This is a genomic window from Vibrio sp. R11-SG3-ISO3-SZ, from assembly GCF_059834345.1.
In genome coordinates, this window is record NZ_JCBDGX010000003.1 from 1 (window position 1) to 22,309 (window position 22,309).

The 22,309-nt window shown below is 45.1% G+C and carries 18 protein-coding genes and 2 pseudogenes; 14 read left to right on the forward strand and 6 right to left on the reverse strand.

All coding sequences use genetic code 11. From position 1 onward, the window contains the following. Positions 1-182: 182 nt before the first annotated feature. The 3 genes and pseudogenes from AC6R1O_RS00250 to AC6R1O_RS00260 form a co-directional block, all read left to right on the forward strand. The gene (locus tag AC6R1O_RS00250) at positions 183-1,430 is read left to right on the forward strand and encodes a ParA family protein (RefSeq protein WP_500656267.1); all 1,248 of its coding nucleotides are present in this window, start codon (positions 183-185) and stop codon (positions 1,428-1,430) included. A 1-nt stretch (position 1,431) separates the two neighbouring features. Continuing rightward, a complete protein-coding gene (locus AC6R1O_RS00255; protein ID WP_500656268.1) occupies positions 1,432-2,388 on the forward strand; it encodes a ParB family protein in 957 nt (318 codons plus the stop codon). 72 nt (positions 2,389-2,460) lie between these two features. Beyond that, positions 2,461-2,646, forward strand: a pseudogene (locus AC6R1O_RS00260) (IS4 family transposase); the annotation flags it as partial. A gap of 131 nt (positions 2,647-2,777) precedes the next feature. Here the strand turns inward: AC6R1O_RS00260 and AC6R1O_RS00265 are convergent. Both AC6R1O_RS00265 and AC6R1O_RS00270 read right to left on the reverse strand, forming a co-directional pair. Next, positions 2,778-3,838: pseudogene (locus AC6R1O_RS00265) on the reverse strand (IS256 family transposase); the annotation flags it as partial. Between the two features lie 196 nt (positions 3,839-4,034). After that, positions 4,035-5,279 carry an RNA-guided endonuclease InsQ/TnpB family protein gene (locus tag AC6R1O_RS00270; protein ID WP_500656269.1) on the reverse strand — a complete coding sequence of 415 codons (1,245 nt, stop codon included), beginning with the start codon at positions 5,277-5,279 and terminating at the stop codon, positions 4,035-4,037. Between the two features lie 63 nt (positions 5,280-5,342). On the opposite strand from AC6R1O_RS00270, the gene tnpA reads away from it, so the two are divergent. From tnpA to AC6R1O_RS00290, 4 genes are all read left to right on the forward strand, one after another. Then, complete coding sequence (gene tnpA / locus AC6R1O_RS00275; RefSeq protein WP_500625923.1) at positions 5,343-5,762, forward strand: IS200/IS605 family transposase; 420 nt, start codon at positions 5,343-5,345, stop codon at positions 5,760-5,762. 330 nt (positions 5,763-6,092) lie between these two features. Further along, the gene (locus AC6R1O_RS00280; RefSeq protein ID WP_500625961.1) at positions 6,093-6,383 is read left to right on the forward strand and encodes a helix-turn-helix domain-containing protein; all 291 of its coding nucleotides are present in this window, start codon (positions 6,093-6,095) and stop codon (positions 6,381-6,383) included. Further along, positions 6,373-7,740, forward strand: a complete 1,368-nt coding sequence (locus tag AC6R1O_RS00285; RefSeq protein ID WP_500656270.1) for a type II toxin-antitoxin system HipA family toxin — start codon at positions 6,373-6,375, stop codon at positions 7,738-7,740. The genes AC6R1O_RS00280 and AC6R1O_RS00285 overlap by 11 nt, the downstream gene beginning before the upstream one ends. Next, positions 7,740-8,744: a YecA family protein gene (locus tag AC6R1O_RS00290; RefSeq protein WP_500656271.1), complete on the forward strand. Its 1,005-nt coding sequence runs from the start codon at positions 7,740-7,742 to the stop codon at positions 8,742-8,744. The genes AC6R1O_RS00285 and AC6R1O_RS00290 overlap by 1 nt, the downstream gene beginning before the upstream one ends. 253 nt (positions 8,745-8,997) lie before the next feature. Here AC6R1O_RS00290 and AC6R1O_RS00295 read toward each other — a convergent pair whose 3' ends face one another. Next, positions 8,998-10,767, reverse strand: a complete 1,770-nt coding sequence (locus tag AC6R1O_RS00295; protein WP_500656272.1) for a solute:sodium symporter family transporter — start codon at positions 10,765-10,767, stop codon at positions 8,998-9,000. Positions 10,768-10,902: 135 nt separating this feature from the next. Beyond that, a complete protein-coding gene (locus tag AC6R1O_RS00300) occupies positions 10,903-13,005 on the reverse strand; it encodes an alpha-galactosidase (RefSeq protein ID WP_500656273.1) in 2,103 nt (700 codons plus the stop codon). A gap of 249 nt (positions 13,006-13,254) precedes the next feature. Between AC6R1O_RS00300 and AC6R1O_RS00305 the strand changes: the two genes are divergently transcribed. Further along, complete coding sequence (locus AC6R1O_RS00305; protein ID WP_500656274.1) at positions 13,255-14,328, forward strand: LacI family DNA-binding transcriptional regulator; 1,074 nt, start codon at positions 13,255-13,257, stop codon at positions 14,326-14,328. An 89-nt stretch (positions 14,329-14,417) separates the two neighbouring features. Here the strand turns inward: AC6R1O_RS00305 and AC6R1O_RS00310 are convergent, their stop codons facing one another. Both AC6R1O_RS00310 and glpX read right to left on the reverse strand, forming a co-directional pair. Continuing rightward, on the reverse strand, positions 14,418-15,392 hold the full coding sequence (locus AC6R1O_RS00310) for a sugar-binding transcriptional regulator (RefSeq protein WP_500625940.1): 975 nt from the start codon (positions 15,390-15,392) through the stop codon (positions 14,418-14,420). 39 nt (positions 15,393-15,431) lie between these two features. Further along, positions 15,432-16,436: a class II fructose-bisphosphatase gene (glpX, locus tag AC6R1O_RS00315; protein WP_500656275.1), complete on the reverse strand. Its 1,005-nt coding sequence runs from the start codon at positions 16,434-16,436 to the stop codon at positions 15,432-15,434. Between the two features lie 424 nt (positions 16,437-16,860). Here glpX and rpiB point away from each other — a divergent pair, with 424 nt between their 5' ends. Genes rpiB through AC6R1O_RS00345 form a run of 6 tightly spaced genes read left to right on the forward strand, consistent with a single transcriptional unit; the run spans position 16,861 to position 22,307 of the window. Next, positions 16,861-17,307, forward strand: coding sequence for a ribose 5-phosphate isomerase B (gene rpiB / locus AC6R1O_RS00320; RefSeq protein WP_500625942.1), 447 nt, complete (start codon positions 16,861-16,863; stop codon positions 17,305-17,307). 39 nt (positions 17,308-17,346) lie between these two features. Further along, complete coding sequence (locus tag AC6R1O_RS00325) at positions 17,347-18,330, forward strand: TRAP transporter substrate-binding protein (protein ID WP_500656276.1); 984 nt, start codon at positions 17,347-17,349, stop codon at positions 18,328-18,330. 60 nt (positions 18,331-18,390) lie between these two features. After that, positions 18,391-18,981: a TRAP transporter small permease gene (locus tag AC6R1O_RS00330; RefSeq protein ID WP_500656277.1), complete on the forward strand. Its 591-nt coding sequence runs from the start codon at positions 18,391-18,393 to the stop codon at positions 18,979-18,981. After that, the gene (locus AC6R1O_RS00335; protein ID WP_500625945.1) at positions 18,978-20,261 is read left to right on the forward strand and encodes a TRAP transporter large permease; all 1,284 of its coding nucleotides are present in this window, start codon (positions 18,978-18,980) and stop codon (positions 20,259-20,261) included. The genes AC6R1O_RS00330 and AC6R1O_RS00335 overlap by 4 nt, the downstream gene beginning before the upstream one ends. A 17-nt stretch (positions 20,262-20,278) precedes the next feature. After that, positions 20,279-21,292: a 4-hydroxythreonine-4-phosphate dehydrogenase PdxA gene (locus tag AC6R1O_RS00340; RefSeq protein ID WP_500656278.1), complete on the forward strand. Its 1,014-nt coding sequence runs from the start codon at positions 20,279-20,281 to the stop codon at positions 21,290-21,292. A gap of 13 nt (positions 21,293-21,305) precedes the next feature. Continuing rightward, positions 21,306-22,307 carry a dihydroxyacetone kinase subunit DhaK gene (locus tag AC6R1O_RS00345; RefSeq protein ID WP_500656279.1) on the forward strand — a complete coding sequence of 334 codons (1,002 nt, stop codon included), beginning with the start codon at positions 21,306-21,308 and terminating at the stop codon, positions 22,305-22,307. Positions 22,308-22,309: the final 2 nt, after the last annotated feature.

The window sequence follows — 22,309 nt, forward strand, 5'->3', positions numbered from 1 at the left end:
CTATATAAGGATGCCTTGAGAGCTACACTCGCATTGTCTTATAAAACAAAACAACCCCCATTGTCCCCACAGAGTTATTTCTATTTTAAACCATTAATGGCAATTTTGTCTCTTCTATGGTTTAACTGTCCACTTTAGTGATGTATGATAGATGGAAAATACTTAGGCACTAGGGATACTCAATGAGCACTATCATCGATTCATTAGAGCTTGTATGCGAACGAATGCAACAAGAGCAGGCTGATCTAAAAGCGGTCATCAAAGAGCGTATGCAGATCAACGTTACGGATAGCGAGGTAGAGGGGAGCGTAGACCGTCTCATCTACAACCATTCACTTAAGAAGAAAGAGCTTCAAGAGTTGTTTGGCCTATCTCGAGTAACGTTTAACTCACGAATCGATGAGGCAACAGAGCAGGGCATTATTGGCGCCCCCATCATTCAAGGGCGCACACACCTCTACAATCGCTTTGACGTGGCGAACATGATGGATTTCATGAACTTCCCTAAATATAACCAGCGCTTTGAGCCGACCACAATTGTGGTGGAGAACCACAAAGGCGGCACCGGGAAATCGACCACCACAGTGACATTAGCGACGGCGACAGCGCTCGACCTTAACCTAAATGCTCGATGCTTAGTAATAGACCTAGACCCACAGGGTTCGACAGGGCAGAACCTTATTCACCAAGCGGATGATGAGTCTGTGTATATGACAGCGGTCGACATTGCCCTATCTGAATTTGAGCCGGAAGGGGACTTCGCCCAATACCTCAACGACTATAGTTACGAAGATCTCGTGAAGGCTATTCCATTTAAGACGCATCTTCCGAACCTCGATGTGATTCCCGCGTTCCCGTCTGATGAGCGATTTGTCGACTTCTACTGGGGGCAAGATGAGGTAGGGCAGGCAAAGATGGTGAGTGTATTACGGGAGAAAGTCTTACCCGTGCTTAAGAAAGAGTATGACCTCATATTTATTGATACGCCGCCACAAAACTCTCCAATCTTGTGGGCCGTTAACGAAGCGGCCGATGCAGTGCTGATCCCGGTAACGCCTCGCGAATTCGACTTTGCATCAACCAGTAATTATATGGGCACCATGCCGGGTACGTTCCGGGAATTGCCTTCTAAAGGTACAAATCTGAAGTGGGCGAAACTTTTGCCGGTGAATTTTGATGATAAAAGCGCACACGAGGTGAAGGTGTTCGATAAGTTGTTGCGCGCAGCACAAGGGCACTTGCTATCGACAGCGATTCGCCACTCTGAGGCGTTTGTTGCAGCGGCAGAGAGCAACCGAACGGTGCTGGATATTCGTAAATCAGAGCAGGTTTGTAGTGGTAAACAATTCGACCTTGCTATGACATCCGTGAACGCCGTTTACCACCAATTCATCACTGAAATCAAACAGCTAGCAACTAAGGGGCTTTAACATGTTACGACCACAAGATAAACGCACTGGATTCAACCAAGGCAATCAACTTGGTAAGCGTAGCAAATCAGAGAGCCCTAAAAAGGTCTTCACCTTTGCGAGCGGTAAAACCGCCACAGCGGAACGAGTCGTCGTTAAAGCGGACGAGTTGACTCAGAAAACGGCCATCCATTCTCTGAATCCTCGACGTCAAGAATCACTCACGCTGGATTCAGTGCGTGACATCTTGCCAACCATTCAAGAAGAGGGCGTGCATACCGAAGGGGTTGCGCTCAAAGACGAGCAGGGCACTTATCAGTTACTTGATAGCTCACGCCGCCGGTTTGCTTGTGTGCACGCAAAAAAAGACCTGCCTTTGTGGGTGATTGAAGATAGCGTTGACCAAGCTGATCTCGTTGCGTTCATTCAAACAACTCAATCGGTTAAGCGCTTATCTTATCGTGAGCTAGGTGCAGACTACCAAAGTATTATGCAAGAGCAGCAGTTTAAAAAGATTGATGAGCTAGCCGAGTATCTCAATATTGGCCGAGAAACTTGTCGTAAACGTTTTGCCGCTGCGGCAATCGACCAACGCTTGATAGAAGTGTTCCCGGACTGTGAGGGGATCCCTAATGGCTATTACGCCAAAATTGCCAAGGTCGAAAAGTATCTAGCTAAAGAGGGGGTGACTGCATCACGCTTCATCCAATCACTCAAGGTAAAACTCGACGATTTTGACAATGTGGAAGACAAGCAAAAGCATGTACTTAGCTTGATGGAAGCGCAGATTGCGAAGGGCACAGAGAAAGTTAGCTGGGATACCCAAACGCTCGCGAATTTTGATGATAAGAACAAATATGCCAAGGTCTCTCGCAGTAGTGATAAGCGCGGACTAAAAATCGAGCTTAGCCGCCTGCCTACAGAGCTCTATGATGACATTATCGCGTTTGTTGAGCAGAGAGTTACTGAAATAGAATAAGGTGATTGATGCGATAGCATCAATAAAATATGGTGGGGACAATGGGGGTTGTTTTACCTGAGTTGATCTTAGATTATGTGCCTGATAGTGGGACTTCCATACTCGTCACCAGGAGCAATCCCGAGGCAACTCCAAAACTTTTACTCAATGAGTGAGAGTTTAATACGAGAACCTCGCCGAGAAAGAGCCTTCCCTAGAGTCGTTCAGAAAGAACCAAGCCGATATCCTAGAAAAAACAATGCCGCTCACCTTAAGTGAACGGCATTAGTGCAAAAGCTCCGCCCTATAGCATCGTTCATACTTTGCGACCCTGTAAATAATTCTGTGTAACTGTCGGGGTTACATGTATTCAGTGAGTCGATCTTCGAACATAATCATAAAGCGGTTTAGAGCTTGCGCTTCTTGATCGCTTTTCTAATAACGCTGTTGAGGGATTCAATGGCGTTAGTCGTGTCAATGGCTCGGCGAATATCCTCTGGGTAGTTAAACAGGGTGTTGAGGTTCTCCCAATGCGCCGTCCAAGAGCGACTGATTTGAGGATATTTACTATCCCATCGTTCAGAGAACTGCTCTAAAGCGAGCAGTGCCTCATCTTCTGTGGCTGATTGGTAGATTTTCTTCAGGTCAGCCGTCACCGCTTTGTAGTCTTTCCAAGGGACGTATTTGACCGAGTTTCGCACCATGTGGACGATACAGAGCTGTATTTGCGTCTCTGGGAACGCAGTGTTGATGGCGTCAGGAACACCTTTTAGTCCGTCAACGCAAGCGATAAGGATGTCTTTTACCCCACGGTTTTGAAGCTCTGTCAGCACGTTAAGCCAGAACTTGGCGCCTTCCGTTTCAGAGAGCCACATGCCGAGCAGTTCTTTTTGGCCTTCCATGTTGACGCCTAACGCAAGATAGACCGCTTTGTTGATGACTTGCTTGTCTTGACGCACCTTAACCACGATGCAATCGAGATAGACGATAGGGTAAATGTCGTCGAGAGGTCGCGACTGCCATTCAATCACTTGTTCGAGTACCGAGTCGGTCACCTTTGATATCAGCGTTGGCGAGACATCAGCATCATACATTTCCTTGAACGTTGCGACGATTTCACGTGTGGTCATGCCTTTCGCGTACAGGCTCAATATCTTGTCGTCCATAGATTGGAATCGAGTTTGGTGCTTGCGGACGAGTTGAGGTTCAAAGCTAGCTTCGCGGTCGCGAGGGACGTCGATATCGACTTCTCCATCATCGGTGATGATTGATTTACCCGAGTAGCCATTGCGGGAGTTGGAGCTGGTTCTAGGTTGGTGTTTTTGATACCCAAGGTGCTCATCGAGTTCAGCGTTTAACGCCGTTTCAACGGTCACTTGGTTAACATTTTTCGGAAGTCATCAAGATCAGATTCAGTCTTAATTGACTTTGCTGCTTCACGAGCAAAAGCTTCGAGTGCTTTCTTATCCATATTGTCCATCCTTAGCCTTTAAGGCTTAAGTCTAGACAGTTACACAGAATTCAGGACACTCTCTACTTTGCTTGCACTGCTGGCGTGCGACTATTGAAACAGTGAACTACACACCACTAAATCAAAGATTGTAGTGGGTGCTTCTTGGTGTAGCCTTGACTTATGAGCCAAACTCACCAATTCTAATACGAGTGACCTAGCAAGTGACTCGCATCGGCTGGAACACGCAGCCGCTATCGAATAGACCTCTCAGGAGGTCGTTTCCGAATTCTTTTCTAATGATATTCAGACATCCGTTCACATCGGCGTTAAGTAGCTTTCCGCAAGATGATTTGTATAGACCGCGCTTTACACGCTTACCGCTGAACGACTTCTCTCCACCTTCGCCGTGCTTTGGGATGTGGTCAAAATCGATAGCACTAGCCTTGCTGGTATAGCTTTCATCACGAACGATAACCTCGATGCCGTATTCTTCCGCTTTGTACTGGATCTTATTAACCAACTCAGCATGAGGGATAGACACAAACTTCTGATTGTTCACGCGACCAATACCAATGGATTGTTTCCAATCTTTGTTCTTACCAATGACGATAACACCTGTATCGGTTTTTAGGCACATGTCGATAATGAACCTAGACACCTTATGAAGATGATCATTAATCCAGTTGTAACGCTTCATCGACTTAGCCAGAACGTGTTTGCCATTGCCGATTGATTGAAGTTTCGCTTTGTCCTTGTTGTACTTGTTATTGATTGACTTGATGACTTTGCCGTTAATCAGAACAGGGCGCACGCCTTGCTGATTTGATGCGATGGTTGCTAGGTTATCAATACCCAAATCAATGCCAATTACATTGGACTTATTGAGCGAGACAGCATTGCTAGGGCTGTCGTTCTTGTACACAACTTCAATGAAGTAGCACTTACCTTTTGGCACAAAACGAATATCTTGAACGATACTCAGGTCTGCTTTTTGGTTGAATGGCTGGTTGTCGCAGCACATGATTCTGAATGGCTTTAGGTTGATCACGTCAGAGCCAGATAGATGAACCATTCCGTTTTCTACCTTGAACCCATTCCTACCAACAATGAATGTTTTTTGGTGTTGCGCGTAATTAGGGAGCTTTGGTCGTCCATTGAACTTGTCAGGGCTCTTGCGCCACTCCTTGATTGAAGCAAAAAATGACTTCCAATCCTTACCAAGAACTTGAATCACTCGTTGCGCTGACGCTGCGCTAGGCATCCCCCTATAGCTTTCGTGGGCTGCTTTCTTTAGCTCTTTATCGACTGCGCTATGAGAAATGACATTTGAGTTATTAATAAACTCTTGTCGAATGCGATAGTTAGCTACATTGAATACAGACTTAGCCAAGCGGCACGCATGGCGCACAGCTAGGTAATTCTGGTCAGATGGCTTAACAAGTATTCGCTCGGCTCTCATGGTTTACTCTCAAGAAGTTCAAGCGTATGATGCACCTCAAACCAATTAGTGTCAATATTAACCATGGGCAAGAAAGCTAGTTATGGCGCACATTACCACTGCGTTTACAATCTAAAGTACCACTTGGTGTTAGTAACTAAGTATCGACGAAAGGCATTTACCAATCAGATGCTAATCGACCTTGAAGAAAAGATGCGCGAACTAGCTGATAAGTGGGGAGTGACTATATTGGAATTTGGCGGAGAATCGGATCATGTTCACTTATTGCTTGATATGAACCCATCAATACAGCCAAGCAAATTCATCAATAACTTGAAGACTGTCAGTTCTAGGTACATGAAGAAGATTCACGGTGAACACCTAAAGCGATACTACTGGGGAACTAACGCAATGTGGTCTAGAGCTTATTGCTTGATAACAGCAGGAGGCGCACCGTTGTCGGTACTAAAGCAGTACATCGAAGCGCAAGAACGACCTCACTAGGTTATCGCTGCGCGATAATGACTTACATCTCCACCCAAATAGCTTGTCATGCGCGAAGCTTTGACCGCTATTATGGATGGAGAATTACGTCAATTTGTTAAAAGCTTATGTGGAAAGTCAATCGACCCCAGATTAAGACGCTATCGCGTCTACGCCTTATATCCCCGCCCTCATCAGGCGAGGGTTTACGGCGAAATTGCTAAAAATAGCAGTTTGAAGGGCTTTATCGAGTGATTTTTCAACATCCTACGCACTTATGGATATTATAGTGTCCAATTTCTGTTTTATTTCGATATAATGGATATAACTGTATCTACTTGGTCTTTGCGGATGAACTTTACCTTACTTGATGATACCGATGTAAGCCAAGCCTATGCGGCTTATTTACGTGAGTTACGCAGGCAGGCAAAGCTGTCACGAGCGGCGCTTGCTGAGCGAAGCTGCGTACCTGCGGCCACCATTAAGAAATTTGAGCTGACCGGGCAAATTTCATTTCGCCAATTGCTGTTGCTATGGCAGACCCTTGATTCGCTAGATAGGCTTTATCAGCTCACACAACCTAGCAAAGAACGCGCTGCTATGCCCACGAGTATTGATGAGGTGCTAAAAGATGAGTTTTAAACCCATTCAAAAACTCACTGTAATTCGTACGCTAAGCTCAGGTGAGCAGATCTCTGTTGGAGTCTTGGCGCAGAATCGACAAGGCGTCTTTTTTCAGTATGCAGATCGTTATTTGCAGCAGTTTGGCAATTTATCACCGTTTACCTTGCTGTCGAGTACGCAAGTTCAAGCCGCACCTAAAGCGCCGCACCAAGGTGTACATGGCGTATTTGGAGATTGTTTGCCCGATGGCTGGGGCATGTTGTTACAAGATCGTATTTTCCGGCAAAAGGATATCCTGCCTAATCAATTAACGGCGATGGATAGACTGGCCTTTGTTGGTGATAAAGGCATGGGAGCATTGTCTTTTTCTCCGGTGTCTGAGTTTTCAGCCACGACGAACTCGGAAATTGATTTAGCGACGTTAGGCTTGGAAGCACAAACGCTGTTCGATTCTTCGATGTCAGATTATATGGATGATAATCACGATGAGTTAGATGGGCATACGCAACAGGTGTTGGCCGCATTAGTTGCCGGTGGTAGTTCGGGTGGGGCAAGGCCTAAGGCGCAGATTTATATGCCTACTGGAGAAACTCAGCATTGTCGAACCTTTGCTCAGCCTGGAGATGAGGCTTGGCTGATTAAATTTACCTCGAAGAATCTTGCGCTCGGTCATGAAGAAGGTTTGTGTGAGGCGGTTTATTTACAAATGGCAGAACTTGCTAAGTGTCAACCGCCGCAATGGCAACTCATTGAAGCACCACCTACAAGCGGTGCGTCTGCTTGGTTAGCGCTTAAGCGTTTTGATTATGTCACGGAACCGACCGACTTAGGCAGCAAGCGCAGTGCAGGTCGCTTGCATATGCACAGCGCTTGCGGGCTGCTGGATGCAGACTTTCGAACGCCAAGTTTAGATTATATTGACTTGATTAAAGCCAGCCGTCAGTTGTGTAAATCCCCCGCGGCTGGTCAGCTGCAATTTCGTCGCGCCATTTTTAACCTGCTGTCGTCTAATCAAGACGACCACAGTAAAAATTGGGCGTTTTTGCAAGCGGATGAAGGTCAATGGGATCCTGCACCTTTTTACGATGTGACCTACAGCCCACATCCATTCAATGAACACGCCACTGCTTTCGGCGGTTATGGCAAAGCGCCACCGCTTAAGGTGATGCAAAAACTTGCTACCAGTGCTGGCTATGGGAGCTGGCATGAGGCAAAGCAAGTCATTGAAGAAGTCGCAGAAGCCATCAGCCAATTTACTTATCTTGCACAGCAACAAGAGATCAGTAAGACAACAATGTCTGCAATTTCTAAGACATTGGATCAGCGCAAACAAGAGAATGCAGTGTTGTTCTATAAAAATAAGAAGGGACAATAATGAAGCACGGCCGAAACGATCCTTGTCATTGCGGCAGTGGTAAAAAATTTAAACGTTGTTGTATGAGTAGCGTTTCCAAGCAACATGCCCAAATCTTCGATGATGTTGAAACCATGCTGGCAATGAACCCAAGTTTAAGCATTGATGAACTAAACGCAGCCTTGCAGCACAAAGCGCACCATCGCAATAATCAACCTCATCCTGATTTTTGTGGTGTGACGCCAACGCAAATGGCCAATTGGCTTTATGCGCCTTTCGACGAATTAAAGTGGGTGACAATCAGCACACCCGACTCTCTTTCTGCCAGCCCGGTGATGCGCTATTTAGCCCTCATTCTTGATGAAGCTATTGCGCAAGAAGGCTCCTTCAAAGCCACTAGTAAAGGCAACTTACCAACTAAATTAGTCAAACAGGCTAGTGAGTTATTGCCGGAGTTTGCCGTTGCTCAATTCGAACGTGATATAAGTATCAGCGAGTTTGCGGGCAGCAACGAAGACAAATTCAATGCCTTGCACTATACCCGAGTGCTCGCCGAAATTAGTGGCATTATTTATCGGCGAAGCGGTCGCTACCATGTAAAAAAATCAGCGCAAAAGCAGTATCAAGCGCTAGGCATAGAGACCTTTTTCAAACCTATGTTAGAGGTCGCCATCAGCAAATATAATTGGGGCTATTTGGACGGTTTTGAGTATGATGCCGACTTACGAACCTTTTGGCTGTTTATGTTGTGGCGCATTCAAAGCCACAACAAGGTGGATCAACTGGTAGACGAAGTGATGATAGCTTTCCCTGATTTACTACAGGGTTTCCCAGTAGATAATTACTTCTCGCCGGAAAGAAACCTAAGCATGCTCATCGAATCTCGGTTTATTGAGCGATTTTTACAGTTTTGGGGATTTGTGAGTATTGATCCAAGGCGTTTTTTATACACGGAACCTATTGGTAGAACGGTACAGGTACTGCCTTTATTGAAGCAAACTTTTCAATTCACAATCAATAAATAGCAAGGTCTTCGTAAGCGAAAATGTATGAGCAGGTACTCAGGCTAATATTGGCGGCCCACCACTAAACAGGTAGTTGGTAACGGACATCTGCAAACCGATTTGGACGGGAAAAATAAAAAAGCCCAGTATTTACAAGAAATAACAGGGCTTTTAAGACATTTTCGACGGGTGAAAAAACTATTCGATGTTTTGGGTCAGTAAAAGCATCGACAACGAGTTTGCTTTTACTGACCCGGCTTAACATGATGGTAAATTAAGCTTCTCGCACTTTATTCTGCGTTGCTTTGACTTGTTTTTTCTTAATACGAGCAAAGATGCCGCCAAGAATCACGATGCCACACAGTGCGTAAGTCACCATGAATGATGTGTCACCTGAAACCAGACCAAGGTCAGAGAACGTAATGTATGCACCTAACACCATGTACAAAATGACTGCTGATGCTTCAAAACGGAATTCCCACGGTTTGATGTCCATTGCTTCGTTGACCGGTAACACGTAGTCAGTATCACGTGGGCGAGCCTTACCAATGGCAAGCATGATTAGACAACAGGCTACAAACAACACCGCAAGCTGATGGAAGAAGTGCAGTTCTGCGAGTGGCTTAAGAGGCCCTAAGTAGTCATGCATTGACGATGGTGTGAACTGAACAATACCGTACGCCGCAACAAAAACAGCAAGTGATACTTTCGCAGCCATGGCTGGTACTCGTTTAGTCATGTAACCCATAAATACAATCGTGAAGATTGGCACGCTGAATAATCCTGCTAAGCGTTGTAGCAAGTCGAACAGGCCATTTGGTGCGAACATGATGAACGGAGCAATGCCAACAGATAGAATTGCAATGAACAAACCAAAAACACGTCCTTTGTTGACTAGCTGCTGGTCAGAAAGCTTGTTCTCTTTATCAAATAGCGGCTTGTAAACATTAAGCGTAAATAGCGTTGTTGATGAGTTTAGAACGCCGTTAAACGTAGACAGAATCGCACCAAACATTGCTGCTAAGAAGAAACCTACAAGTGGCTTAGGCAGAACTTCGTTTACTAGACGTGTGTACATCGTGTCTGCTTCGTAACTTTGACCTGCGGCATCAATGGTTCCAAACATATGATAAGCAATGATACCTGGAATAATTAAGAACAGTGGAGTAAGTACTTTGATAGCACCTGCTAGAATTACCCCTTTTTGTCCTTCTTTCAGGTTCTTTGCCCCTAATGCACGTTGGATGATTGCTTGGTCAGTGCCCCAGTAATATAGGTTGACTAGCAACAAGCCTGTAAACATGGTCGAGAAGGGTACGTTAGGATCATCGGCTGCACCAACCGCTTGTAGCTTGTCAGTCGCGTTGGTCGAAATGATATGCATCCCTTCCATAAAGCTACCATCACCAAGCACAATTAAGCCGAAGATAGGTATCATTAAGCCACCGACAATCAGACCAACACCGTTAAGAGTGTCTGCGATTACGACCGCTTTTAAACCACCATAGATAGCATAGAACAAACCAAGGAAACCGATCACTGCAGCAATAAGTAAGATGGCTTGGAAACGACTAATACCCAACATGGTTTCAATATCAAAGATACCACCGATGACCATTGCACCGGCGTAAAGCGTATTCGGTAGCAAGTTCACGATATAACTTAAAAGGAATAGCACAGTAACAAACTGCTTTACCGATAAGTCATAACGAGACTCCAAAAAGTCTGGAATAGTGGTAATACCTTGCTTTAAATACCTAGGGACTAAAAACAACGCGATGATGACCAGGGTGATACCCGATGCGACCTCATAGCCCATTACCGACATGTTGCCTTTGAACGACAGTGCACTCATTCCCACAAAACTAGTGGCAGAAAGGTTGGTTAGAATCAGTGAGCTTGCAATCAGGCCACCAGTTAGGCTTCTTCCACCAAGGAAGAAACCATCTTTAGAGTCATTTTTCTGATTCTTAACACGAGACCAGGTGTAATACACCACGAACCCGGTAAAGAAAAAGAATGACAGTAGGATTGTCATTGGCATTTTATTTTTCCTTAAATTTTGTTAGTAAATTCTTATTGGTTATTTTCTTCAGGCAAAGGGGTAGCGTCAGATGAGCATCACCCCTTCACCTGTATTCTTTTATTTCTGTTTGGTATTACTTTTCGCTAATCGAGCTTATATTTTTCTGAGATGTACAATTAGCGCTGACTCTGGGTCGAGGATTGGCAGAGTTAAGCCGATCTCTTTAAGGTTATCCCCGCTGAGTGTCAGTGTTTTATCTAGCCATTTAGGGCGTTGTTTCATTAGCTGGAAGCTGGTTTTTGGCATTTCCACCAGTTTGACTTGGTATTTCGCATCCACATCGGCGCAGCTAATACGAAGCGGAGAAGGCAATGCATGATCCGGCATGGTGAGCTGACAAACGGTAATGAGCATTTCATCATCATTTTCCACACCATAGATATTTTGGTTCTTATCCGCTGGATCAATGCGGAAGCTACGACCACGATGAAGAAGATGGCGATATTGCTTGTGCAGAGCAATGTAGTGTGAGAATGCTTCTTTCTCTTCCTGAGACTCTTTCACTGGGTCGAGCTCAACCCCCATGTGACCACCAAGAGCCGTTACACCCCGCATGTTGATGTTGTGGCGACGGTTAGTTGAATGGCACTCATAGGGACCAATATGTGCTCCCATTACCTCTGGTGGGAAGAAGTAACTCATGCCCTTTTGAATTGCTTGACGCTCAAGTGCATCATTGCAGTCAGAAGCCCAGAAACGCTGCGTGCGTTTAAGAATTTCGAAGTCAATACGTCCACCACCTGAAGAACATGATTCGATCTCGACTTCTGGGTGAGCTTTATTGAGTTCATCAACTAAGCGGTATAGTGCCCGTGTTTGACCATGTACAGCGGGTTTGCCTTCATGACCCGGCTGAACTAACTCACGGTTCATATCCCATTTCAGGTAAGTGATATTATAACTGGTTAAGAGGTCGTTAAGGCGCTCGAACAAGTAATTAAAACAGTCGTCATTTTGTAAATCCAAAACGTACTGCCAACGGCCAGATGGTTGATGATAACCTTGTAGGCCTAGCACCCAATCCGGGTGATTGCGGAACAAGTTTGAATCTTGGCTCACCATTTCTGGTTCAACCCATAAGCCAAACTCCATCCCTTTTTGATTAACATGTTCAATGACTGGTTCTAGACCATTTGGGTATTTCACCTCATCTAAGTACCAGTCACCAAGTGCCGCACGTTCACCATCACGACCGATAAACCAGCCATCATCAATGATGAATCGCTCTACACCCATTTCAGCGGCTTCTGTCGCCATTTGCATGATGTATTCAGGTTTATGATCAAAGTAGATACCTTCCCAAGTATTGAGGTGAACTGGGCGTGGTTTATCAACTGGAAACTTCACAATATTATCGCGAACAAACTGCTGGAAGCGTTGTGCGACACCATTCAAACCGTTGTTGCTATAACAGCCATATAGCCAAGGGCTTTGGTAAGATTCGCCTTTCTCGAGGATCACCTCGCCGGAAAGCAACAATTCACCCGCTTGAACAAAACGACGACCATCGCTACGAACATCAGCGCGCATTTGGTGGTTGCCACTCCAACCAAGATGGAAGCCCCAAACTTGGCCAAGCTGCTCGCTGAAACCGTTCGAACCAACAAACAATCCCGGGAAGTTCTCGTGGGAGGTACGCCCGCGACGGTTCTCTTGCATAAAGCCACCGTGCTCAAAGCGTTGACGCTGTGTTTGGAACTCGTGACACCAACGACCGTGAAATGTCATTATCTCGTTTGCGTGATTTGGGAGCGGAAGCGTAGAAGAGAGTTTGCCTAAGTAGTACTGGCCATCACCGAGGTTTTTCACTGCGACACGTTTTTGCAGTACATCCGTTGCAGAGTTCAGCATCAGCTCAATAACAAGCTCAAGGTTGGCAGTGTTATCCACTAACGTAAAAGTAGCCCCATTAGCCTGTTCCTCAATGGCAACACAGTTGAACACTGGCGCCCAATCCAACCCCTGACGGTGACCTTCAATACCAGGTGCATTGAAGTGTCCGCTGCCTAATTCAGGGCAAAGTGATAGCGGCACATCCACATCCAGACGAGCTTGCGAAATTGGACGTTCCGTTGATAGAAGAAGGTCTTCATCAATCTGAGCAATTTTCGCTCCCCAATGCAGAATTTCTGGTACGCGATCTGTTTTAATAATAACGCTGTGGTTTTTACTCTGTAGGTGTACAAACTTAGTCATATTCAAACTCGGCAGTTGTTTTCGTAAACATTTTGTGGGTTAACTATCGATCTAAATTATGCATAGTGGTAGTGGATTAACGGTAAAACGTGATCTTATAAGGCTTTGAAGCAATAAAAACATGGCTTAGATCGACTGTTTTCGATAACATCTTATGTGTTTTCGATAACATTTTTGGCGTGTATCAAGTTAATTTTTATCTCGATTTGTTAATATTTGTCCAACACAAAGATTAAGGTGGTAAATAGCATGGGTGTAACTTTTAAAGAAGTAGCAAAATTGGCTGGAGTGTCGACCCAAACAGTATCTCGTGTAACCAATGGTTCGGAAAATGTTTCTGAATCAACCCGCGCTAAAGTCAACAAAGCCATCAAAAAACTTGGTTATGTTCCCAATAAAGGCGCACAAATGCTTAGCCGTGCTAAATCAACCAACATTGGTTTGGTTACCCTAGACATGGCATTGCACGGCGCAGCATTAATTGCTAACGGAGTAAGACGAAAAGCCAATCAGTTAAACTTCGGTACCTCATTTTCCATTGTCTCTGGACCGGGCTTAGACAATATTCAAGCCTCAATGAGAGAGTTGATTGCTCAGCAAGTGGATTGTGTGATCCTTAATGTTCCTTTAACCTCAGAAGAGGCTGTCACGCTAGTCGAGCAGTTTCCTAGCCACCACCTTATTTTTATTGACGTACCAGACGGAACATCGGTTAATTTTGTGCATGGCGAACACGCGTCTGGCGCTGCAGAAGTCGTCAAACATCTTCTCGATACCGGACGAGAAAAGTTCCTACTGGTTACTGGCCCTGAAGAATCGAGTGCCTCTAAAATTCGTTTAAATAGCTGGCTAGATGAAATATCAAAAGCGGGTAAAGAGGTGGCCTTTCAGTACCAAGGAGATTGGCAAGCGAGCAGCGGCTATTTAGCAGTGCGCGACGCCGTCGGGCAACAACGTGAGTTTGATGCCGTTGTGGTTGCAAGCGACCAGATGGCACTTGGCGCTCTGCGAGCATTGGATGAGTTACAAATGAAGGTGCCGGAGCAAGTTGCCGTAGTCGGTTTTGATGGTATCACCGACAGCGCTTATTTTACGCCACCGTTAACCACAGTAAAGCAAGATTTCACGCTAATTGGTGAACAAGCCATGATCCAAGCGATTGAGCTAAAGAATCACACTCCTCAAGATACCGATTCTTTTAAGCAAACTCGTATTCCTGTAGAGTTAATCGTTCGCAAGAGCAGTGAACAGAAACCACAAAACCATTACAACAAGCATGAGATTCAGAAGTTATTAAAAAAGGTAGAATCACTTCTACCTTAATCAATGAAATCAAATGAAAGTGTGTCGTGGGCACTACCACCCCCTATAGGAGTGTGGTAGTTAAAAAATCGAGCCGAGCCTGAACACTTTTATCTCTGAGCGTCCAAATTTAGGATGGTAATCGCGTTGGCAACGCTCGTTGCTAGTATATCGATGGCTCCGGTACGAAGAGCTCCAACAATCGACAATGGCTTGCTGCTTTCTGCGGCTATGGCGATAACCTGAGGGATTTTTTGGTAGTCAGCAATGGTTAAGCCAATGACACGATTACTCATTTTTGTGTCCTGAACTTCCCCTTTGATGTCGTAAAAATCATAACCCCCAACTTCTCCGACTACACCTTGCTGAATACGTGCCTCAACCATTTCTTGTACCGAGAACCAGCCTAGGTTGACCATGTAGCTACTTTCGTTCAAATCACCGATACCAACTAACGCGACATCTGCTTTACGAGCAATGTCCATAGTTTGCTGTACCGTTTCATCCTCCATTAGTGCACTACGTAACTCAGGGTTGCGTATATACGCTGGGGCATACAGTGTTTCACTAACCCCGTCGAAAGTCTTAGCGAAGCGACGCGAAATATGGTCGGCATTGAGGATGCCTCCGCGAGGGTGAATCCCGCCGATACTTGATACAAAAGTACACTTTTTGGGGTTCACAATACCAGTGTGTTCTGATACTGCAGAAACATTTCTTCCTTGTCCTACGGAGACGACCATTCCGTCTTTTAGAGTCGTAGATAGATATGTCGATACTACTCCGGCGAGTAGTGCTCGTTGTTCGTTCTCTGTTGGTTGGTCAAGAGCGATCAGCGCTCGTTTGAGACCAAAACGTTCTTTAAGCTGTTCTTCTAGTTTGGCACCAAATACAGGGTGGTATTTTACTTTAATTTCGACAATACCTTGGTCCCTTGCACGTTTCAGTAAGCGACCAATTTTGACTCGAGATAGGCCAAAACGCTTTGAAATCTCTTCCTGAGTGGCGCCGTCTTGGTAATACGCAACAGAAATTTCGGTGAGTAGGTTAGTCTCTTCCGTCTGTTCTATATTATTCAGTTCCATGATGTTCCTTGTGAAATGGCCGCTTAATGCGGCTCTTGTTTATGTCGCGACCGGTTCTAGTTCACTTTCAAGTAGGTGTGAATCATGAGTGGACTTAACCATTCTAATCTTTTTTGACTTGCCTTGTATCAGTAGAGTCTCGGTAGTGAGTGATTGGCCCTGTTTTTGAACACCATTAAGGACGTCGCCAGTCGTGATCCCGGTTGCCACGAATATCACCTCGGAACTTTTTGCTAGTTGATTCAGTTGTAATACGGTATTTGGCGTAACATTCATTTCCGCACAGCGCTGAAGCTCTACTTTTGCTAACGCGATAGTATGCTGGTCTTGTCCTTTGACCTGATCGCGTGGAAGCAAGCGCGCTTGCATATTTCCACCCATTGCACGAATGACTGCGGCACTGACAACGCCTTCTGGTGCACCGCCAATACAGTACATGACATCAACTTCACTTTGTTCCAAACAAGTGAGTAGTGACGCTGCAACATCGCCATCAGGAAAGGCATAAACTCTTACGCCAAGGTTTTGCATCTCCTTAATGGCAAGGTTGTGTCTCGGCTTTGCTAATGTCGCGACCACTAATTCATTAATAGGTTTGTTGAGTGCTTGTGCGATATTCTGCAGGTTTTCTGTGAGCTCGAGTGTTAAGTCGATGGCGTGTCTTGCTCGAGGACCAACAACGAGTTTTTCCATGTACATGTCTGGCGCTTGGAGGAGTGTACCTTTCTTTGCTGCAGCAAGTACTGCAAGCGCGTTAGATTGTCCCATGGCTGTCATGCGTGTACCTTCGATGGGATCAACTGCAATATCAATCTCAACACCACCCGAACCGAGTCGCTCACCGATGTATAGCATTGGTGCTTCATCGATTTCTCCCTCACCAATCACAATGGTTGCGTCGACCTGAGTTCGATTCAGTTGTAATCGCATTGCTTCTACAGCTGCCGCGTCTGCTTTCTCTTTATTTCCTCTACCAAGCCACTGATAGCCTGCTAAAGCAGCACGTTCGGTTACTTGTACGAGAGCGAAGCCTAGTTCATCCATGTATATGTCCTTATAAAAAATGTTGATGGTCGTTCATTTGTTAAGGTTACATTTCAAATGTTCATCATGCAAAACAAAAAATGAGCAATGGGTATAGATCAAATGTTAATTGCTATGTGCATCGTAATTCAGCCAAGTCGTATTGTATTTTTGCATTTACGAGTGGGGGGTGAGCCATGGTTACGATGGGGTTTAGGAGGTGTTTTGGTTAAAGCTATGTTTTTTAATCGTATTTTTGCGGGGGATTGTTGGAGGTAATTGTTTTCAAGTTAAAATGCTTAGTTTCATATTGATCACGTAATTGTTATCAATATGTATATATTTGGTGATCCAAGTCCCACTTGAAAAATGTTCATATGTTGTTTTTCTGTATATATGATTAAGGTCATTTGTAAAGTTCGTGGTCATATGAACAGGAGGAAACATGATAGCGATAGGTTGTGATGATGCGGCGATTGAATTGAAAGAGTGCCTGAAATCGCATTTGGCTTCGAAAGGTATTGAATTTGTCGATTATGGGGTAGACCAACAAAGTGCAGAGCTTTACCCAGATATAGCAAAGGCAGTCAGTGTTGCTGTCAGTAAAGGTAAACACCAACGCGGAATCATTCTCTGTGGTACGGGTATAGGTGTATCAATTGTGGCGAACAAAGTCCCGGGTATACGGGCTGCTCTGTGTCACGATACTTTTTCAGCAGAGCGAGCTCGAAAAAGTAACGATGCTCAAATTATCACAATGGGATCTCGAGTCATCGGTCATGAGCTAGCTAAGTCTATTTTGGATACATGGCTAGATTCTGAGTTTTCTGATGGTCCTTCAACCAAAAAAGTAAATAGAATTAAGGAGATAGAGAAAGAGTTTATAAGCTAATTTTGCTTCAATGTTTAACGGAATAACGTGGAAATAAAAATGAATAATATCAAACTTACTCTGACTACAACGGCAATCACAACCCTACTATCGACTAATGCATTTGCAACAGATCTGAAAGTGGCAACAAGTGCTCAAGTCGGGTCACTCCAGTACAACACAACTCAATATTTCACCGAAGTTGCGAACGAAGAGTTTAAGAAACAAGGCATCGATTACAACTTGAAGTTCTTCGGTGCGGCTCAGTTAGGTAAAGACAAAGACGTTCAGCAAAAACTGAAATTGGGCACAGTAGATTTGGCACTACTAACATCAACGCTGCCAACTCACGTTTCAGAAATGGCCCTGTTTGAACTGCCATTCCTTGTGTCTGACCGTGAACACGTTGCAAAGATAGAGGAAGACGTCTTCTGGCCATATATTGCGCCGGCCGCTGAGAAAAAAGGCTACAAAGTCATAGGCTTTTGGGAAAACGGCTTTCGCAATATTACTAATGCGAAACGTCCAATTAATACACCAGAAGATTTACAAGGTCTGAAAGTTCGAACACCAAACAGCTCTTGGCGCGTGAAAATGTTCAAAAACTGGGGAGCTAATCCAACGCCAATGAGCTTCAGTGAAGTATTCATCGGTTTACAAACAGGTGTTATCGATGGGCAAGAAAACCCATACACCAACATTTACGCGGCAAAACTGCATGAAGTACAGGGTTACCTAAGTGTGACAAACCACGTGTATACACCGGCATACCTCACTGCAGGCGCGCGGCACTACGGTAAGTTTCCTGATGATGTTCGTGCCATCTTAGAAAGCTCAGCGAAACAAGCGCAGCAATGGGGCTACCAAGAAGCGACAAAACTTGAGACAGAGTTAAGAGACAAACTTGTTGAAGGTGGTATGAAGCTCAACATTGCAAATCGCGATGCCTTTGTCAGCGCAAGTCAACCAATTTACGACGACTTCGTGAAAAATGTAAATAACGGCAAGGTGATGTTAGATAAAGTTATGACGGCAAGTAACTAAGTTAAACGCCATAACGTTTATCTCTAACGGCTGCACCGTTGGGTGCAGTCTAGCTGTCACATGTTGCGAGGGCTTACGATGTCTTTTTTAGCTAGCATAAATACAATTTCACATGTTTTAGAAAAAGTGCTTATCGCGATTTCGATGACCATACTCATCGCGTTAAGTACCATTATTATTGTCGCTGTTTTTTCACGATTTAGCGGCGCTTCTCTTTATTGGTACGACGAAGTGTCGGCCATTCTTTTGGCTTGGCTAACCTTTTATGGCTCCGCTTTATGTGCACTAAAACGTTCTCATATGGGGTTTGGAGGGTTAGTGGCTAATATGACGCTTGGTATGCGCAAAACCGTTTTCCTACTGAGTGAATTCATTGTTATTGCGTTCTTCGCCGTCATTGCTTGGGCTAGTTACTACATCTTACAAATCTTTGGTGACGAGACACTGACCAGCCTAGATTTTATCCCTTTGGCCTTTGCTCAATCAGCGCTACCAATTGGTGCGGTGCTGTTTATTGTGGCTCAACTGTGCTCTCTCCCCAAAGCGTGGGCGTGGATTCGTCTTGGTTCTAACCAAGAAAATGAAGAGATCAGAGAAGCCATCAAAGATGCGAAAAAAGATATGGCTGAAGCCATGGAGGCAGTGAAATGAGCGCGCTAGTTGTACTATTTTGTTTAATCGGCTTAGTCATGATCAATGTCCCAATTGGTATAGCTATTGGTGCTGTAGCTCTGATTGGTATGGTAGCGACATCGGGTATCGATGCTATCTATAACGCGGCTTTGGCGATGTTTGAAGGTGGCTCAAAATTTACCCTGTTGTCTATTCCATTGTTTGTCTTTGCTGGTGCATTGATGAATACGGGTGGTATTTCGCTGCGCTTGATCAATTTTGTTAACGCGATTGTGGGCTTTGTCCGAGGTGGACTTTCAATGGTGAATGTGGGTGTATCGATGATCTTCGCTGAGATCTCGGGCTCCGCTGTAGCCGACGTTGCAGCCTTGGGTTCGATCTTGATTCCTGCAATGAAAAAGCGTGGATATTCCGCCAGTTTCTCGGCGGCAGTCACATCTTCTTCTGCCTCGCTCGCTGTAATCATCCCACCTTCTTTACCTATGATTATTTACGGTGCGATGGCAGACGTGTCCATCTCGCAGCTATTTGTCGCCGGTATTATCTCTGGCTTACTGGGTGCGGCGGGTATGTTTGCGGTCTGTTATTACTACGCAGTCAAATACAATCTACCTCGTGAGGAGTCTTTCAGTTTACGAAAATTATGGGTTGCATTTAAAGATGCGTTCTGGGCTTTGACTCTGCCATTCGCCATTCTAGGTGGCATTCTTTCTGGGTTTATGACCGCAACCGAAGCTGCGGGTATTGCTGTTCTACTCGCGATTGTTATTAGTGTTTTCATCTATCGGGAAATGAACCTAAAGCTGTTTTACAAAGCGATGATGGAAGGTGTGACTGGCACTTCAGTAGTGATGCTCTTAGTGGCGACATCAGCAGTGCTTGGTTTGTTCCTAACTGAGCAAGAAGTACCACAAGCAATGGCGGCTGGGATTCTTAGCATTTCAGAAAACAAATACGTTGTACTGATGATGCTAAACCTCATGTTGTTGGTTGTAGGTGTATTCCTACACGGTGCAGCAGCGATCATCTTAACGGTTCCCATTGTATTACCGCTAATTCATGAACTGGGTATCGACCCAATTCACTTCGGCATCATGCTTGCTCTTAACATCTCGATTGGTCAGCAAACGCCTCCGGTTGCCAGTGTGTTGATTACCGCATGTTCGATAGCTAAACGTGACATTTGGCAAGTAACTAAAGTGAATATTCTATTTATTGGTGTGTTGTTCGCAGTGCTTATGCTTGCGACCTACGTTCCAGCAATGTCTGTTGGCTTTGTTGACTACATGTATAAATAACTTCAAGGATTTGAGAAATGACTAAACCTACTATTGCACTTGTTCTCGGCGACCCTTCAGGTATAGGCCCTGAAGTAGCAGTAAAAGTATTGGCTAAGGAAGCAAACCGCCAGCAAGCGAATATTCTGATCATTGCCGATGAGTATGAATTGCGCAAAGGCATGGACATCGCGCAAGTATCGTTTGATTACGATGTAGTTGATAATTTTGAACAAGCTAATTTTCAACCTAGTAAGCCGGTGTTGTTGAGGTTCTCAAGCTCTCACGAGGAGCCGATAGAATACGGACAAGCCACGCCGCAAGGTGGTACTTATGTTCTTGAAACGTTGAAGATTGCTGTTGATCTGACGTTAGCCAACAAAACGCATGGTATCTGCTTCGCACCATTGAATAAGCAAGCGATGAACATGGCAGGGCTAGCACATCGAGACGAGCTGTCATGGTTTGCAGAATTGACGGATTTCCACGGCTTTGGCTGTGAAGTGAATGTGGTAGATGACATCTGGGCTGGCCGCGTGACATCGCACATTCCATTTAAAAATGTGGTGGAAAACCTAACGGTAGAGTCGGTGCTTGAAACCATCGAATTGATGAACACAACCTTGATATCTGCAGGTTTTGAACAGCCTCGTATTGCGGTGCAAGCACTTAACCCGCACGGCGGTGAAGGAGGCCTGTTTGGTGATGAAGAAATCACAGTAATTGCACCAGCGATTGAAAAAGCCAAGGAGAAGGGCATTCAAGCGTTTGGACCTTTCCCTGGCGATACTACGATGTGGGTCGTGGAGAAAGAGAACATGAACTCAATCGTGTCTATGTACCACGATCAAGGAGCAACCGCATTAAAGATGATGGGCTTCGATCGTGGTGTCACTGTTCAGGGCGGGATCCCAATTCCGATTGCAACGGCAAACCACGGCAGTGCATTTGATATATACGGTAAAAACGTCGCGTCGACACCTGCGATGGAAAATGCGCTCAAGCTTACAGTCCGTATGGCATCTAGCTATCAAGCGAACAATCAGTCCTAGGGTAGGGAAGAGTATGAGAAAACCAAAAAAATTAATTAATGACCCTATGAATGTCGCTCAGGAGCAATTCGACGGTTTGCTCGCGACGATGAATGGAAAATTGGAGGCGTTACCGGGAATTACCGCGGCGATGCGTACAGATTATCCATCAGACAAAGTGGCGATTGTCACTGGTGGTGGTGCTGGGCACGAGCCGTTATTTGCCGGTTATGTTGGTCCAGGACTAGCGGATGCTGCGGTACTTGGCGATATCTTTGCAGCTCCAGCGCCTAACGTGATTTTACAAACCACTGAAGCGGTCAGTAACGGTAAAGGTGTGATTTATATTTATGGTAATTACGCTGGCGATAATATGAATTTCGACATCGCGGCAGAGCTAGCGGATGATGATGATATCAAAACTCACTCTATTCGTGTCTGGGATGATGTTGCTTCAGCACCGTTGGACAAAATTCAAGAGCGCCGCGGCACAGCCGGTGATTTGTATGTACTGAAGATCGCAGGCGCCGCTTCTGAGCAATATGATGACTTTGACAAGATTGTGTCGGTAACAGAACGTGCTCGTGATAACACCCGGTCCATTGGTGTTGCCCTATCAGCGGGATCGGTACCACAAACCAATACCTTCAACTTTGAACTGCCAGACGACGAGTTAGAAATCGGTATGGGCTTACATGGTGAGCCGGGTGTATCACGCGAAAAAATGACATCGGCAGATGACGTCGTCGATCGCATGATAGACCAACTTTGTGATGACCTACCTTACCGCTCAGGTGATGATGTCTGCTTGCTAGTCAATAACCTTGGTGCTTCAACTTATATGGAGCTGCTTATTGCCAATCGACGTGCGCACATTAAGTTGGCCGAGCGCGGAATTAAAGTACATAACACTTTAGTCGGGAACTACTGCACTTCACAAGAAATGTCAGGTTACTCGATCACTCTTATGAAGCTTGATGATGAGCTAAAAACACTATTTGACCTACCTTGTGAATCATTTGCGTTGAGGAAGTAAAA